17 protein-coding genes are annotated in these 15,472 nt (G+C 28.5%); 9 read left to right on the top strand and 8 right to left on the bottom strand.

Features of this window, described 5'->3' with window-relative positions:
• The first annotated feature begins 47 nt into the window (after positions 1-47).
• The 9 genes from ffh (at position 48) to CAQ16704_RS04915 (ending at position 5,586) form a co-directional block, all read left to right on the top strand.
• Positions 48-1,385 carry a signal recognition particle protein gene (gene ffh / locus CAQ16704_RS04955; protein ID WP_039667149.1) on the top strand — a complete coding sequence of 446 codons (1,338 nt, stop codon included), beginning with the start codon at positions 48-50 and terminating at the stop codon, positions 1,383-1,385.
• 71 nt (positions 1,386-1,456) lie between these two features.
• A complete protein-coding gene (gene rpsP, locus CAQ16704_RS04950) occupies positions 1,457-1,684 on the top strand; it encodes a 30S ribosomal protein S16 (protein WP_039667148.1) in 228 nt (75 codons plus the stop codon).
• A gap of 1 nt (position 1,685) precedes the next feature.
• Positions 1,686-1,931, top strand: coding sequence for a KH domain-containing protein (locus CAQ16704_RS04945; RefSeq protein WP_039667147.1), 246 nt, complete (start codon positions 1,686-1,688; stop codon positions 1,929-1,931).
• Positions 1,921-2,445, top strand: coding sequence for a ribosome maturation factor RimM (gene rimM, locus CAQ16704_RS04940; RefSeq protein WP_039667146.1), 525 nt, complete (start codon positions 1,921-1,923; stop codon positions 2,443-2,445). The genes CAQ16704_RS04945 and rimM overlap by 11 nt, the downstream gene beginning before the upstream one ends.
• Positions 2,442-3,146 carry a tRNA (guanosine(37)-N1)-methyltransferase TrmD gene (trmD, locus tag CAQ16704_RS04935; RefSeq protein WP_039667145.1) on the top strand — a complete coding sequence of 235 codons (705 nt, stop codon included), beginning with the start codon at positions 2,442-2,444 and terminating at the stop codon, positions 3,144-3,146. Before rimM ends, trmD begins: the two co-directional genes overlap by 4 nt.
• Positions 3,147-3,157: 11 nt before the next feature.
• A complete protein-coding gene (gene rplS, locus CAQ16704_RS04930) occupies positions 3,158-3,514 on the top strand; it encodes a 50S ribosomal protein L19 (protein WP_012661698.1) in 357 nt (118 codons plus the stop codon).
• A gap of 2 nt (positions 3,515-3,516) precedes the next feature.
• Positions 3,517-3,870 carry a hypothetical protein gene (locus tag CAQ16704_RS04925; RefSeq protein ID WP_052245009.1) on the top strand — a complete coding sequence of 118 codons (354 nt, stop codon included), beginning with the start codon at positions 3,517-3,519 and terminating at the stop codon, positions 3,868-3,870.
• A 52-nt stretch (positions 3,871-3,922) separates the two neighbouring features.
• Complete coding sequence (locus CAQ16704_RS04920) at positions 3,923-5,263, top strand: class II 3-deoxy-7-phosphoheptulonate synthase (protein WP_039667144.1); 1,341 nt, start codon at positions 3,923-3,925, stop codon at positions 5,261-5,263.
• A complete protein-coding gene (locus CAQ16704_RS04915; RefSeq protein WP_039667143.1) occupies positions 5,257-5,586 on the top strand; it encodes an ArsC/Spx/MgsR family protein in 330 nt (109 codons plus the stop codon). Before CAQ16704_RS04920 ends, CAQ16704_RS04915 begins: the two co-directional genes overlap by 7 nt.
• Before the next feature lie 19 nt (positions 5,587-5,605).
• Here the strand turns inward: CAQ16704_RS04915 and CAQ16704_RS04910 are convergent, their stop codons facing one another.
• The 8 genes from CAQ16704_RS04910 to CAQ16704_RS04875 all read right to left on the bottom strand — a co-directional run bounded on the left by CAQ16704_RS04910 (position 5,606) and on the right by CAQ16704_RS04875 (position 15,464).
• The gene (locus CAQ16704_RS04910) at positions 5,606-6,145 is read right to left on the bottom strand and encodes a NapC/NirT cytochrome C domain-containing protein (RefSeq protein WP_052245008.1); all 540 of its coding nucleotides are present in this window, start codon (positions 6,143-6,145) and stop codon (positions 5,606-5,608) included.
• Positions 6,145-6,510, bottom strand: coding sequence for a flavocytochrome c, heme subunit (locus CAQ16704_RS04905; protein WP_052245007.1), 366 nt, complete (start codon positions 6,508-6,510; stop codon positions 6,145-6,147). Before CAQ16704_RS04905 ends, CAQ16704_RS04910 begins: the two co-directional genes overlap by 1 nt.
• Positions 6,507-8,006, bottom strand: coding sequence for an FAD-dependent oxidoreductase (locus CAQ16704_RS04900; protein ID WP_039667142.1), 1,500 nt, complete (start codon positions 8,004-8,006; stop codon positions 6,507-6,509). Before CAQ16704_RS04900 ends, CAQ16704_RS04905 begins: the two co-directional genes overlap by 4 nt.
• A 94-nt stretch (positions 8,007-8,100) precedes the next feature.
• Positions 8,101-11,115, bottom strand: a complete 3,015-nt coding sequence (locus tag CAQ16704_RS04895) for an efflux RND transporter permease subunit (protein ID WP_039667141.1) — start codon at positions 11,113-11,115, stop codon at positions 8,101-8,103.
• A gap of 2 nt (positions 11,116-11,117) precedes the next feature.
• Positions 11,118-11,858 (bottom strand): efflux RND transporter periplasmic adaptor subunit, encoded by a 741-nt coding sequence (locus CAQ16704_RS04890; protein WP_039667140.1) that lies wholly within the window; start codon positions 11,856-11,858, stop codon positions 11,118-11,120.
• Positions 11,855-13,111: an efflux system, outer membrane component gene (locus tag CAQ16704_RS04885; protein WP_039667139.1), complete on the bottom strand. Its 1,257-nt coding sequence runs from the start codon at positions 13,109-13,111 to the stop codon at positions 11,855-11,857. The genes CAQ16704_RS04890 and CAQ16704_RS04885 overlap by 4 nt, the downstream gene beginning before the upstream one ends.
• Before the next feature lie 44 nt (positions 13,112-13,155).
• Positions 13,156-13,719, bottom strand: coding sequence for an anthranilate synthase component II (locus tag CAQ16704_RS04880; protein WP_039667138.1), 564 nt, complete (start codon positions 13,717-13,719; stop codon positions 13,156-13,158).
• Positions 13,716-15,464 (bottom strand): bifunctional anthranilate synthase component I family protein/class IV aminotransferase, encoded by a 1,749-nt coding sequence (locus tag CAQ16704_RS04875; RefSeq protein WP_082020055.1) that lies wholly within the window; start codon positions 15,462-15,464, stop codon positions 13,716-13,718. The genes CAQ16704_RS04880 and CAQ16704_RS04875 overlap by 4 nt, the downstream gene beginning before the upstream one ends.
• Positions 15,465-15,472 lie beyond the last annotated feature (8 nt).

The raw sequence follows: 15,472 nt of genomic DNA, 5'->3' as shown, positions 1-15,472 counted from the left end.
AAGGTTTATAATTTAGCTTTTTAAAATTTTAATAAAGGGAAAATAAAGTGTTTGAAATAGTTAGTGAATCATTTAAATCTGCGGTTAATAAACTTCGTTTTATTGATGATGAAAAAGCTTTAAAAAACGCTCTTGACACTTTAAAAAAATCCCTTTTAAAAGCAGATGTACATCATAAAGTTACTAAAGAATTACTTACTTTGGTAGAAAACGATGTAAAAACGAATGGTATAGGGCAAAAACAATTTTTAGACTCAATTAAGAAAAATTTAGAAGAAATTCTTAGTGTTAAAGGCAAAAACCAAGGTTTTGTTTTTGCTGGTAAACCACCCACGGTTGTTTTAATGTGTGGTTTGCAAGGTGGTGGTAAAACTACAACCACGGTTAAAATTGCTAATTATTTAAAACTAAGAAATAAAAAAGTGCTAATTGCTGCATGCGACTTGCAAAGACTAGCTGCAGTGGAGCAATTAAGACAACTTACTCAAGCTAATGAACTTGATTTATTTTTTATAGAAAATGAAAGCAATCCTTTAAAAGTAGCTAAACAAGCATTAGAAAAAGCAAAAAATTCCATGTATGATGTATTGCTTGTAGATACTGCAGGTCGTTTAGCTATTGATACGGCTTTAATGAATGAACTCAAAGAAGTAAAAACCATTTTAAATCCTGATGAAATTTTTTATGTAGCTGATTCTATGAGTGGTCAAGATGGGGTAAAAACTGCTAGTAGTTTTAATGAAACCTTAGAAATTACTGGGGTTATTTTAAGTAAATTTGATGCAGATACTAAAGGTGGTGTTGCTTTAGGTATAGCAAAGCAAATTGGTGTGCCTTTGAGGTTTGTAGGTGTAGGCGAGAAAGTAGCTGATTTAGAGGTATTTATCCCTGATAGGATTGTTAATCGTATTATGGGTGAAGGTGATTTAGCAACATTAGCTGAAAAAACTGCTGCAATTATTGATGAAAAAGAAGCTAAAAAGCTTAATAAAAAAATTAAAAAAGGTGAATTTAACTTTAATGATTTTTTAAATCAAATGGAAAGTGTTAAAAAACTCGGTAGCATGAAATCAATTATAGGAATGATACCGGGTTTGTCTTCTATGGCAGCAAATATTAAAGACATTGATTTAGATAATTCTAAAGAAATTCTTCATATTAAAGCGATGATTTCTTCAATGACATTAAAAGAAAGAGAAAATCCTGATTTATTGAATAATGCAAGAAAACGTCGTATTGCAGAAGGTGCTGGTTTATCTCAAATGGAAGTCAATCGCTTTTTAAAACAATTTGCTAATGCGGCTAAGTTAGCAAAGAAATTTTCAAATAAAAAAGGGATGGAAAATTTTATGAATATGTTGCAACAATCTAAAAGACCGCAATAATTAAAACTTTTTTATGGATATATAAGCTATAATATCTATAACAAAATTTTAATTTTTTTAGGAGTATTAAAATGACAGTGATCAGACTTACAAAAATGGGACGTAAAAAGAGACCATTTTATCGTATAGTTGTAACTGATAGTAGAAAAAGACGAGATGGTAGTTGGATAGAAAGTATTGGTTATTATAATCCTATGGTTGAACCTGAAGTAGTAAAATTTGATGCTGAACGTTTGGCTTATTGGAAAAGTGTAGGTGCTAAATTAAGTGATAGGGTAATAGCTATAACAAGTAAATAAAATGGTTGAAAATTTTTTAAGAGAATATGCAAAATTAATCGTTGACTTTCCTGAAAAAGTTGATATAAAAAGGCAGAATTTGGAAAATAATTTTGCCGAGATTACTATTTATGTTGATTCTTCTGATACAGGCAAGTTGATTGGAAAAAATGGAAAACTAATTAATGCTATAAAAACAGTTATTATGGCTTATAAAGTTAAAGATGTAACTTCATATCGTATAACGGTTAAAGCTATTGAAGAATAATTTAGTCCAAGTTGCTAGACTTGGAAAAAGTGTTGGTTTGAAAGGTTATGTAAAGTTGCATAATCTAAGTGACTTTTATGAGCAATTTAAAGTGGGTGCCAAATTTTTTGATATAAATCAAAAAATTTATACTATAAAAGCTTTTGACAAAACTAGATTTTTGGTTTTGTTTGAAGGTTTTGAGAGTGTTGAAACAGCTAAAACCTTGACTAATATTATTCTTTTTCAAACTATTGAAGCTACAAAAGAAACTTGCAAATTAAAAAAAGATGAGTATTTTTATTTTGACATAATTGGATGTGAGATTTTCGAAAATGAGCAAAAATTAGGCGTAGTTGAAGACATTTTAGAAAATGGAGTTGGGTTTTTATTTTGTATAAAATGCGATGATAGGTTACAAACAAAGGTTAAAAACTTTTATATTCCCTATGTTGATAAATACATTCAAAAAATTGATATAGAAAATAAAAAAATATTTACACAATCTGCTTTAGATATTTTAGAAAATTCATGAAATATACTTTTGTAAGTTTATTCCCAGAGCTTTTAAAACCTTATTTTCAAACTTCTATTTTAGCAAGAGCAAGAGAGAAAAATATTTTAGAATTTGCATTTGTCAATCCTAGAGATTTCACCATAAATAAACATTTGAAAGTAGATGATTATAAAATAGGAGGAGGTGCAGGGCTTTTATTGCAGGCTCAGCCTTTGTATGATTGCTTAATGCATATTAAAAAGCAAGATAAAAATGTTCATTTTGTTTTTCTTTTGCCTTGTGCTAAGACTTTTAAGCAAGTTGATGCTAAAAGATTAAGTAAAAAAGATCATATTTGTTTTGTTAGTAGTAGATATGAAGGTTTGGATGAGCGTATTGTGGAAGAATTTGCTAATGAAGTTTGTTCTATAGGTGATTTTATACTTACAGGTGGAGAGCTGGCATCTTTGGTAATGTGTGATGCTATAAGTCGCAATATTAAAGGTGTACTTGGAAATAGTGAAAGTTTGAGTGAAGAAAGTTTTGAAAATGACTTGCTAGAAGCTCCTTCTTTTTCTAAACCGTTTATTTTTGAGAAAAAAAATAGAATTTTTAATGTTCCTTCAGAGTTTTTAAAGGGAAACCACGCTAAAATTACAGCTTTAAAAACTACTTTGGCGTCTTGCAAAACGAAATATTTTCGTCCTGATTTGTATCAAAAGCATGAACGCAAATTTTAAGGAATATCGTTATGAAAAATAAATACATTGAGCAATTTGAACAAAAACAAATTGAAGGTAAAAATGTTCCAGAATTTCGTGCTGGAGATACTTTAAGACTTGCTATTCGTATTAAAGAGGGTGATAAAACAAGAATCCAAAATTTCGAAGGCATTTGTATAGCACGTAGAGGAAATGGTGTAGATGAAACTTTCATCGTGCGTAAAATCGGCGCTAACAATGTAGGTGTTGAAAGGATTTTCCCTATTTATAGTGAAAGTTTAGAAAGTATTACAGTACTAAGAAGAGGTCGTGTACGTCGTGCTAGATTATTCTACTTAAGAGATAGAAGAGGTAAAGCTGCTCGTATTAAAGAACTTAAAAAATAAAAGTGAAATTTAGAACTCAAATGTATAAAGTAGTTTCTTGGGAACAAGAAATTCAAAATGGTATAAATATATCTAAGAAAATAGAAAATGCTTATGCTAAAGAAATCTGTATAGCTATGTCAAAAGATAGCTTTATGAAAGATCATAAAGCACCTTTTGATATTACCATACAAGTATTAAAAGGCTCCATTGATTTTGGAGTTTTAAACCAACAAATTCTACTTAAAACACTAGATAGTATAAGTTTAAAAGCTCATGAAATCCATAATCTTTTAGCACTAGAAGATTCTATAGTGCGTTTGACTTTATATAAATACGATAGTTTCGGACGTGTTGAAAGTGTTTTAAAATCTTAATTTAAGTCTTGTTTTGTATAATTTAGACTTACTTAGTTTAAGGAATAGACTTATGAAATGGACAAAAGATTCTTGGAGAAATTATAAAATTCAACAGCAACCACAATATCCAGATGAAAATGAGCTGCAAGAAGTTATTAAAAGATTAGAAAAACTACCACCTCTTGTTTTTGCTGGTGAGGTTGATAAATTAAAAAAATCTCTTGCTAGTGTTGCAAATTCTCAAGCATTTTTACTTCAAGGAGGAGATTGTGCAGAGAGTTTTGTAAATTTTGGAGCTGATAATATAAGAGATATGTTTAAAATTATGCTTCAAATGGCTATAGTGCTAACTTTTGCAGGTTCTTGTCCTATTGTTAAAGTAGGTCGTGTTGCAGGGCAATTTGCAAAACCAAGAAGCAGTGATTTTGAAGAAGCTGATGGAGTAAAACTTCCAAGTTATCGTGGGGATATTATTAATGGTTTTGAATTTAATGAAAAATCAAGGATAGCTGATCCTAAAAGAATGTTAGAAGCATATTATCAAAGTGCTACAACTTTAAATTTATTAAGAGCTTTTTCTAGAGGTGGTTTGGCAGATTTAAGAGTGGTACATAAGTGGAATTTAGGATTTTTAAAAAAAGCAGAACTTGGTAAAAAATATGACGAGCTTAGTGAAAAAATCACTCAAGCTTTAGCTTTTATGCAAGCTTGTGGTATCACTGATACGCCAAATCTTTCTCAAACAGCCTTTTATACTTCTCATGAAGCTTTGCTTTTGCCATATGAAGAAGCACTAACAAGAGTAGATAGTTTAAGTGGTGAAATTTATGATTGTTCAGCTCATATGCTTTGGATAGGTGAACGCACTAGAAATGCAGATGAAGCACATGTTCATTTTCTTAGCGGAGTAAAAAATCCTTTGGGTGTAAAAATTAGTGCTAATTATAATTTAGATGAGATTAAAAAGTTGGTAGACATTTTAAATCCGCATAATGAAGCAGGAAGATTGAATTTTATCATTCGTATGGGGTGTGATAAGATAGCAAATTCTTTACCAAAACTATTTAAAGAATTAAAACATGAAGGTTTTAATATACTTTATAGTATTGATCCTATGCATGCAAATACGGTTAAATCGGGTAATTTCAAGACAAGAGAATTTGATAAAATCATTCAAGAAGTGCGTTCGTTTTTTGAGATTGCAATGAGCGAAGGAGTGTATCCTGGCGGGGTGCATTTGGAGATGACAGGACAAAATGTAACCGAATGTATAGGAGGTTCTTTTAATATAACTCAAGAAGAACTTTCTAAACGCTATGAAACACAATGTGATCCAAGATTAAATGCTGATCAAGCTTTAGAATTAGCATTTATCATAGTAGACTTGGTTAAAAAGGCAAGAAAATGTTAAAATTTTATGGTATCAAAAATTGCAATAGTGTTAAAAATGCTATGGATTATTTTAATTCTAAGCAGATTGAATTTGAGTTTTTGGATATTAAAAAAATAGATGAAGAAACTTTGAATTTTTGGCTTAGCAAAAGAAGCGTTTTGGAGCTTGTAAATACAGCAGGTATGAGTGCTAGAAAAATAGGATTAAATAAAGAAAAACTCCAAAAATTAGGCCAAGATGAAATTAAAGTGATGATTTTACAAAATCCAACGCTGATAAAAAGACCTATTATTGTAGATAATGATAAAGTATTAATTGCTAAAGAGTATCAAAATTTATAGTTTTGATACTCTTTAGTATTTATTTATATAGTGGATATTTTTCAGGGTCGAATTTATGCAATTCTCCTCTAAGACCTGAGTGTCCAACTTGTTTATGGCAGCTTACGCAACTTAGAGTATTATTAGAATCAAGATATTTCATATGCATAGCATTTTGGGTATTAGATGCTAGGTTGTTTGTTATATTTGAATGACAATTTAAACAACCTGAATCATAGGTAAATTTTTCTCTGCGGTTGAGTTTTTCTAGCCAATCAATATCTTTATCTTTTCCTATAGTTGTTATAAAAACTTCTTTTGTTCCATTGTAAGCTTTGGTTAATAGATAGTTAAAAATATTATCATGAGGAAGATGACAATCAACACAAGCTGCTTTAACTCCAGTTTTTCCAATACCAGAATGAACATCGTTTAAATATGATTTTTCCATAGGTTCCATTACATGACAAGCGCCACAAAACGGTAAATCTCCTGTAACTTGAATGGTTTTATGGCCAAAAAAAATCGTAACCAGCCCAATTATAAATCCAAATAAAATTAAAAATATCATTTTTTTCATTATTTTATCTCTCTCATCCATTTTGAAGTATTATGGCAGTCTTCGCACATATTATAAGATGGTTTGTGTTCGTTATGACATGAATAACAATTTAAATTTAACCCATCATGGATAGAATTGTGAGGATTTTTTTTGTCTAAAAAATCTAATCTTTGTGCTAGAAATTCTTTACTTTTATGGCAATTAAGACAGGTTTGAGTCTGCACGGGTTTAAATTTTTCTTTTGGAATAGCTCCATGACAATCCTTACAACTAATCTGAACACTTTTATGATGAGGCTTCATTGTTTTATTTAAATCCACATTATCAGCATATAAAAAATTAAAACATAAAAAAAATGTCAATAAACTTAGTATTTTTTTCATATCTTTTTCTCATTAATGATATTTTTTGCACACAATAATCCAGATGTCATACAATCAGGTATGGAACAACTTGTTAATCTACTTGCTCCATGGACTCCTCCTGTAGCTTCTCCTATTGCATATAGATTAGGAATTGGGGTGTTATCTTGCAAAGATAAAACTTTCATATTAGTATCAATGAAAATTCCACCAGGTGTATAGCTTAAGCTTGGTGCAGCTTTCATGGCATAAAATGGAGCTTTGTTGATACCTGAATTTTTTGATTTACTTAAGTCTTTGCCAAATTCATCTTTGTTATTTTTTAAACCCTCTTCGTATTTTGCTATGGTTTGTTTTAAAGTTTCAAGATTTAAATCAAAATATTTTGATAATTCTTCTAAGGTTTGAAATTTGTGCATTTTGCTAGAAGTTATAAAACTATTCATTCTTCTTGGGTCATGAGAATTTGCAAAACCATTTGAGTCAAAAATGACAATAGGATAATTTGTTGTATTTATCGTATCCATATGAGATAAAATTTTATTAGAAAGCACTTGACGATCACCATCTTCGTTTAAAAATCTTTGCGATCTATCATCTACTATAATACCATATATTAAATCTTCTGTTGGAATACCAAAAGAAAATCTACTTAAAGCAGTTTGTACAGGGTTTCCTCCGGCTTTTGCCATGATTTTTAAAGCACCAGCTGTTTGGCCTAAATTTGAAGGAGTATATGCAAGTTTTAATCTAGGGTTAGCAATGCTTCTATATTCCACATCTTTGCTAAATCCTCCTGTTGCAAAAACAACCGCTAGCCTTGCTTGATATGTTTTTGCATTTCCTGAAGTATTTTCTCTATCATCGTTTTTTAACTCTCGATTAAAACGATAATTTTCTCTTACTTTAATCCCTATTACTTCACCTTGTTCATTTTTTAAAATTTCATCACATTTGGTTTCTTTTTTAAATTTTCCACCTTCTTTTAAAAAGGTTTGGTGTATTGTTTGGATGGCTTGACCACCACCACCTATAGTTTGTATGGTTCTTGGTACACTATGACCACCTAAGAATTTGAGTTTGTCTGAATATTTTATACCACAACTTTTGGCAAATTCATAAGCTTCATTAGAGTGTTTTGCTAATCTTAAACTTTGCTCTTTATGGTTATATCCTTGTCCAACTTTATTTAAATCTTTAAGGAAAAGCTCAACACTATCTTGTATATTTTCCTTTTTTTGCAAATCAGAGCCCATTACAGCAAAATCTTGCTGAGATAAAGCAGAGTTACCTCCAATTCTATCCATTTTTTCAATCATTAAAACATTAAGCTTGTTTTTTGCAAGATAAGTTGCACATATATGCCCACTAATACCACTTCCAACCACTATAACATCATAAATTTCATCAAAATTGATTTTAGGCGTTTGATTTGGCGAAGCATTTAAAATTAAAGGTGTGCTTATGGCAGAAGCAGTAGCAAGTTTTATAAAACCCCTTCTAGATAACTTTTGCATATTTTCTCCATTATAAAAATATTTTTAAACTGAAAGCATTATACCCCCCCCCCATAAATTTAAGTTTAAAGCAAAAGAGAGTTTAAAAAAGTATTTAAATTTTATCTCTTTGGTAGATTTTTTTTATTTTTATATCTAGATTGTAAACAAATTTAAATAAAGCAGGTACTACTAAAAGTGTAAGTAAGGTTGAGCTAATAAGACCAAATATAATAGCAACAGCCATAGGAGAATTTCCCTCAAAGCCAGAGCCTTTTGAAAGTGCTAGTGGAAGCATGGAAAAAATCATCGCAAAAGTAGTCATTAAAATAGCCCTTAAACGACTTTTTCCTGCATAAATTAGTGCTTTTTCTATTTCCATACCTTCATCGCATTTTTTATTAGCTACATCTACTAATAATATAGCATTTTTTCCTACCATTCCAAAAAGTAAAATAATAGCTACAAGCACAAATAAAGAAAAGTGATTTCCCGTGATAAAAATTCCAAAACATGCTCCACCAAAGGCTAAAGGCATACTTATCATGATGATTAAAGGAAGTATTAAGCTTGAGTATAAAGAAGCAAGGATTAGATAAATTAAAATCATTCCTAAAGATATAGAAAATAAAAACCCACTAATAGTATCATCTAAAAAGTCTAAAAATCCAGAATAAGCAAAAGATAGATTGTTATTTCCTAAAATATAAGCTAAATTTGATTCAAAAATATTTCTTACATCACCTAAAGAAATGTTTTCTATACTTGAAGTGAGTTTTATGCTTGTGGTTTTATTGTGTCTATTGATTAATGATAGATCTTTTTTATAAGAAAAATTAGCGATACTAGAGAGCTTTATGTTTTCATTGTATTGATTTTTAAGTTCGATTAGCTCAAGACTTGTTGGATTTTGTTTAAAAGATTTATCAAAACTAAGGATAATTTCATCTTTAAAATTTTTATAGTCCATACTTCCAACGCTTAAATTTCCAAAAGAATAAGCTAAAACATAGGCAAGTTCTTGGGGATTGATACCAAGTTTTGCAGCCTTTTCTTTATTAATGGTGATGGCTATTTCTTCTTTTAAATCTCCCTCATTATCATCTATAGCGACAAAACCTTCGTGTTTTAAAAACACTTCTTTCATTCTGTCAATAGCTTCTTTTATTAGCTTTAAATCATCACCTAGGATTTGAATTTGTACAGGATCTTCTATACCTGCACCCTCTATTTTAGGAAGTTCTAAAACTTTTATTTTTAAATCTTTATATGAGTTTAATTTTTCTTGAAAAAGGCTAATAAGTTTAGGTTGTCTGAATTTTCTTTCGTTTAAAGGCTTTAATTTTACATAAATTTTTGCTTTTTTAATTTCCTTTGCGTCATTATATCCTATAAGCAAATATGTATAAGCAACACTTGGCTCTTGTTTTATATTTTCATATACTTTTAAACTTTTTGTCTTCATGGCTTCTAAAGATAAGTCGTTTTTGCTTTCTAATAAAATTTGTATTTCACTATCTTCTTCTATAGGTAGAAAATCCAAACCTATTTTTGGAGCTAGGGAAAAGCATAAAATAATTATAATAATAGTTGATATGATGAATTTAATTTTATTGGCCAAAACTTTATAAAGTAAATTTTCATAAAAAAGATCAAGTTTTATAAATAAAAATTCACTTTTTTTATAAAATTCACTTTCATTAGTGTTTAAAAATCTAGCACTTAAAGTAGGGATTAAAAACACACTTACAAGATAACTGATAATCACACCAGAAGCAACGCTAGTGGCTAATACATTAAAAAATAAACCAGGAACTGAATTCATATAAGCAATAGGTATAAACACACACAATAAAACAGCACTGATGCTTAAAACACTAAAGCCAATTTCTTTAATACCTTCAAAAGAAGCTTGTAAAGGAGGGAGTGTTTTTGCTTTTTTGGCTATACTTTCAATGATAACTATAGCATCATCTATAAAAATTCCTATACTTAAAGTTAAAGCTATGATGGTTAAGCGATTAATATCATAACCTAAAAGATTAATAAGAAAAAAACTAGAAATAATTGAAGTTGGTAAAACAATAAAAGCTAAAATAGTCGCACTAATATTTCTTAAAAATACATACACTATTAAAAGTGTTAAAACTACACCAAAAATCATATCAAAAATGACTTGATTTATATGTTTTAAAATATTTTGACTTTTATCATAAACTATTTTGATTTCTATATCATCACCTGCTATTGTTTGTAGCGTTTTTAAAGAATTTTTGATATTTTCTATAACTTTTAAAGAGTTATAACCAGAAATTTTATTAAGCTCAAGTAATACACCATCTTTTGTATCAAGCATTGCAAGTTGTTTTTGATCTTCTAAGCCATAGCTAATATTTGCTATATCTTTTAAAAATATTCCACTAAAAATGCGTATATTTTTTAACTCTTCTAAGTTTTGTGCTTCAAAATATCCTTTTATGGTTAAATTATCTTTAGAATTTTCAAACTCACCTAAGTATTGCTTAAAATTATGGCTTTGAATGATTTTGGCTACATCAAGTGCATTGATGTGGTATTTTTGTAATGCATTGGGCAAGAGTTTGATTTGAACTTGTGGTTTTAAAAAGGCTATATCATTGATCGTTCCAATACCTGCAATTCTTTGTAAAAAGGGCTTTATATCATTGTCAATTTTTCGCATAAGTTTAAAATTATCACTAGAACTTAAAAATAACGATACAACAGATCCTGCATCAGGGGATATTTTTTCTAAGGTCGGTTTTGCTGGAAGATTGATAGTGTTAAGTTTATCTCTAATATCATTTGCGGCTACTTCTAAATTTTTACCTAGTTCAAATTCAATAACTGAAATAGAAAAATTATTGTAACTTGTAGAATTGATATTTTTTATCCCTTGTACATCTGAAATTGCATTTTCTATTTCTTTGGTTATTTTAGATTCTATGAATTTTAAATCTCCATTGGCGGTGGTGGTAATTTTAATCAAAGGAATATCTACTTTTGGATAAAGATTAATGGGCATACTAAAAATAGAAAAAGTACCAAAAATCACTAAGGCAATAAAAAACATTAAAACAGCAATAGGATTATTTATAGCAAAACGATACAAGATTAATCCTTAGTGATGATTTTTCCTTCTCCAAAAGAACCTGGAGTAAAGTTTAAAGCCTCCACCTCTGCATAAACTTTTCGTGTTTTTATGTCTATACTTGGATAAATAAGTGTAATTTTACCTTGATATTCTTTTTCATTTGAATCTATTTTATAAATAAAAATATCATCAATTTTTACTTTATCTTTGAATTTTTCATCAAAACTTAAAAGCAATTTTACTTTTGGGTAAGAAAAAAAATCAAACAAAACATGAGAAATTCCCCTAGCTCCATCGCCTATGTCGATATATTTGTTAGAAATAATCCCATCATAAGGTGCTTTTAGAGTTTTTTTATCGATTAAGTCTTTGTAATGTTGTATATTTAAGAAGGCTTTTTGTTGTAAAATTTGTGCTTTTTGAAATTCAAATAAAACATTTTCATAGCTTTGTTTATCTATTACTTCTTGCACCTTTTTAAATTTTTCTAAAGAGCTTTTAGCATGCTCTAGGGTAAGAGTGGCGAGTTTGTATTCATTTTGTGCTAATTTTAAAGCTATTTGCTCACTTGTATCATCAAGTTTAAGTAAAATTTGATCTTTTTTTATTTTATCATTGATATTTACATAGATAGATTTAACTATACCAGCATTTTGCAGGGACAATTTAGATTGATTTTGTGCAAGCACATCAAAACTAGCATAAATTTCTTCAGCTTTTAAAGTGAGTAGAGAAAATAAAATTAAAAACACTAATTTCATTCTAAAACCTTTGTTTTTATATCAATTCCAGCTGTAAAATAATATCTTGCCTTTGTGATTTCATATTCATTTTTAGCTAATTCAAGTTGACTTTGACTTTGGTATTTTGCTTCTAGTGCGTTTAAGTACTCTACATACGAACAAAGTCCTGCAATGTATTTTTTTTCTATGGCTTCAAAAGCTAAATTGGCTGCTTTGAAACTTGCATTTAATGCTTTTATTTTAACTTTAGAAATTTCAATTTCTTGTAAAAGATTATCTAGTTCTATATCTACTTTTCTTTTGGTTTTTTCAAGCTCTAATTGAGTGATTTTGCTTGTATATTTTTGAGCTTCTAGAGCTTTTTGATTAGCACCAAAATCAAAAATTTTCCATTCAAAAGTGACAAAAAAACGATTGCTTTGCCCATGCTCTTTTAAAAAGCTTTCACTTGCTGTTTTTAACTCATGAGGTAATTTAGGATTATAATTCATATCATAAAAACTAAAACTATTTTGTAAAAATATTTTTGGAAACAACTCAGCTCTAACAAAGTCTATTTTTAAATTTTCTAAATTTAATTTTTCTTGCATAAGGGCTACTTCGTAACTTTTATTTTTTTCTACACTTGGTTCTTGCAAAATATTTTGAAAAGAAGGTATAAAATGTGTTTTACTAAGATTGTAAATTTCATTTTTTAATTCATATAGTTTTAATTCATTTTGAGCTAATTCATAAGAGCTTAACTCAAATTTTGCTCTTATACTTTCAAGCTCACTTTGGCTAGTAAGTCCAGCTTGGTAAAAATTTTCTAAGCGTTTGAGTTGATTTTGTAGAGTAATTTCTTTTTGTTTGTCACTTGCTATAATACTTTCTAAACTAAGATAATTAAAATACAAAACACTAGCACTAAGTGCCATATAATTTGCCATGTTTTCTTTTTCAAGATGAGCAAGTTGTTTTAGACTTTGCATACTAGCAATTTTTGCTTCTCTATTGCCTCCATCAAAAAGCAAAAATTTAAGCGAAAGAGTACTCATTAGACTTTCTTGGGGTTCTATGATGAAGCGATCTTTATTTGAACCAAGATAGGAAACACCCAAATGCAAACTTGGTAAGTAAGCATTTTGCACGCTTTCTTGCTCTAAAATACTTTTTGAAAATTGGAGTTGTTTTTGTAAGTAATTTTCATTGTTTAAGCTTAAATCTATAAATTCTTTAAGATTATTAGCTAGTAAAAACAAGGGTAAGAAAAGTAAATATAAAATTTTCATTTTTAAACTTTTTGATTTATTATAAAAAATATAACTTAAAGTAATTATAAAGTAAGAAAATTTTTAAGTAGCTTTTTACCATTTTGACTTAGTATGGCTTCGGGGTGAAACTGAACTCCATAAATATTGTATTTTTTATGTTTTAAAGCCATAATGATACTATCTTCACTTTGGGCTAAAACTTCACATTTTTTACCTATATAGCTAACATAAAGAGAATGATATAAACAAACTTTAAAATTTTGTTCAAGTTGTTTAAAAAGTGGATTTGGTTTAAATTTTATAGTATTTACCTTGCCATGAGTTGGGTTTGTAAGCTTAGAAATTTTACCACCAAAAGCATGTGCTATACATTGATGACCCAAGCAAATTCCAAGAATTTTTTTATTCTTTTTAAAGTATTTTATAGCTTTTAAACTTAACTTTGATTCTTTTGGAGAATTTGGACCAGGAGAGATTAAAAGATGAGTAAAATCATATTTTCTAAGCTTTTTTGGGTTTTTAAATTTATCGTTTTTGATGATTTTATAAGCAATATTTAATTCTTTTAAATAAAAGGCTATGGTGTAGGTAAAAGAATCGTAATTATCTATGATTAAAACTTTCACAAAAACACCTTTTTTAGACCTCTTAAAGAATTAATAGCATAAATTTCTTTAGCATTTAAAAGCTCATCTTTAGTGATATCTTTTTCTTTAATGAGCTTGTGTTTTAAGAGTGCTTGTCTATAAATACCATTTAGACAGTTTTTAGCATAAGGAGTAAAATACTCATCATTTAAATTTATAATAATGTTAGTTCTTGAACCCTCACAAAGTATGCCTTTTTCATCAAAAAAAACTATATCATAGCAAATGTTTTCTTTCCATAGATGTGAATTTGCTTCATATAAACTACGTAGGGAAGTTTTGTGATGTGTTAAAAGATTTACTTTTGTAATGTCTTTACTTATGAGTAGCTTTTTGCTTGAATTTTCATGTATATTACTAAAATTAATTTCATAAAGACCATTTTTAAAAAGTTTTAATTTAATAGCCTTTGAGCCTTTTTGAGTAAAATTACTTTTTGTAAAAAAATAATGACGATTGAAAACAAAATTATTAAAATTTTGTAAAGATTTAAAATGGAATTTTTTATCTTTACTATCTAGTATATTTTTAAAATCATGTTTTAATCTTTGAGCATCAAAGCCAAAAAAATTAGCTGAGTTTAAAATTCTTTGTAAATGTTCTTTGAAAAATAAAATAGAATGATTTTTATAATACATTGTTTCAAACAAATAAAAATCAGGTTCTAAAATTTTACTTTTTAGCTTTAATTCTTTAAATTCATCTTGTTTTTGTGAATCCCATACAAGCCCGCTTCCCACGCCATACCTTAAAAAATCATCGTTATTTTTTTTCTCTAAAGTGCGTATGGCTACGCTAAATTTTGCCTTTTTTTTATGGATTAAACCTAACGCCCCACAATAAATCCCGCGTTTTCTTTGCTCTAAATTTCCTATGAGTTTAATGGTTTCTATTTTGGGTGCACCTGTGATGGATCCACATGGAAAAAGGGCTTTGAAAATTTTAAAATAATCATTTTTTTGCTTTAATTTTCCGCTTATTTTTGAAATGAGTTGGTGTAAGGTAGGGTAGGTTTTAACCTTAAAAAGTTCGCATTTTAAGGAATGCTTTTTGATGAGTTTTGAAATATCATTGCGTAATAGATCAACTATCATTACATTTTCGCTAATGGTTTTTTCATCGCATTTTAAAAAGTTTTTTAGATTTTCATCTTCTTTTGGATTATTTGAGCGTTCGATTGTGCCTTTCATGGGTTTTGTGATGATTTTTTTATTTTTGATTTTAAAAAAAAGCTCAGGTGAAAATGAAGCTAGTTCTAAAAATTCATTTTTCATATAAGCTTTATAGGGAGTATTTTGTTTATGATAAAGACTTAAAAAACTCTCATACACATTAAGATTTGATTGTAAATGTAATTCTTGAGTAAGATTGATTTGGTAACTTTGGCCTTTAGCTATAGCATCTTTAACTTTATCAAAATTTTCAAAATAGTTTTCTTGGTTTAAATTTGATACAAATTTTGGATAAAAATCTAATTTTTCTTGAGTATTTTTCAATAAACCTCTTGTTTTAAAAGCAAAAAAATACAAAAAAGGTTCTTTGCTTTTATAATTTTTATCTTCTAAGTATTTGTAAAATTCGTATTGAATGTATCCTAGAAAATAGTATTTGTTTTTATATTTTTCTATAATTTTAAAAAGTTTTTTACTTTGTTTTTGGTCATAGGCTTTAAGAGTAAATGCAAGTTTGTTATAAATATGCTTTCCAAAAATAACAAAAGACACCAAAAACC

The sequence above is a fragment of the Campylobacter sp. RM16704 genome (genome assembly GCF_000816245.1).
GTDB lineage: Bacteria > Campylobacterota > Campylobacteria > Campylobacterales > Campylobacteraceae > Campylobacter_D.
The sequence above is the reverse complement of the archived record's forward strand: the minus strand, read 5'-3'. Positions and strand labels throughout refer to the sequence as shown.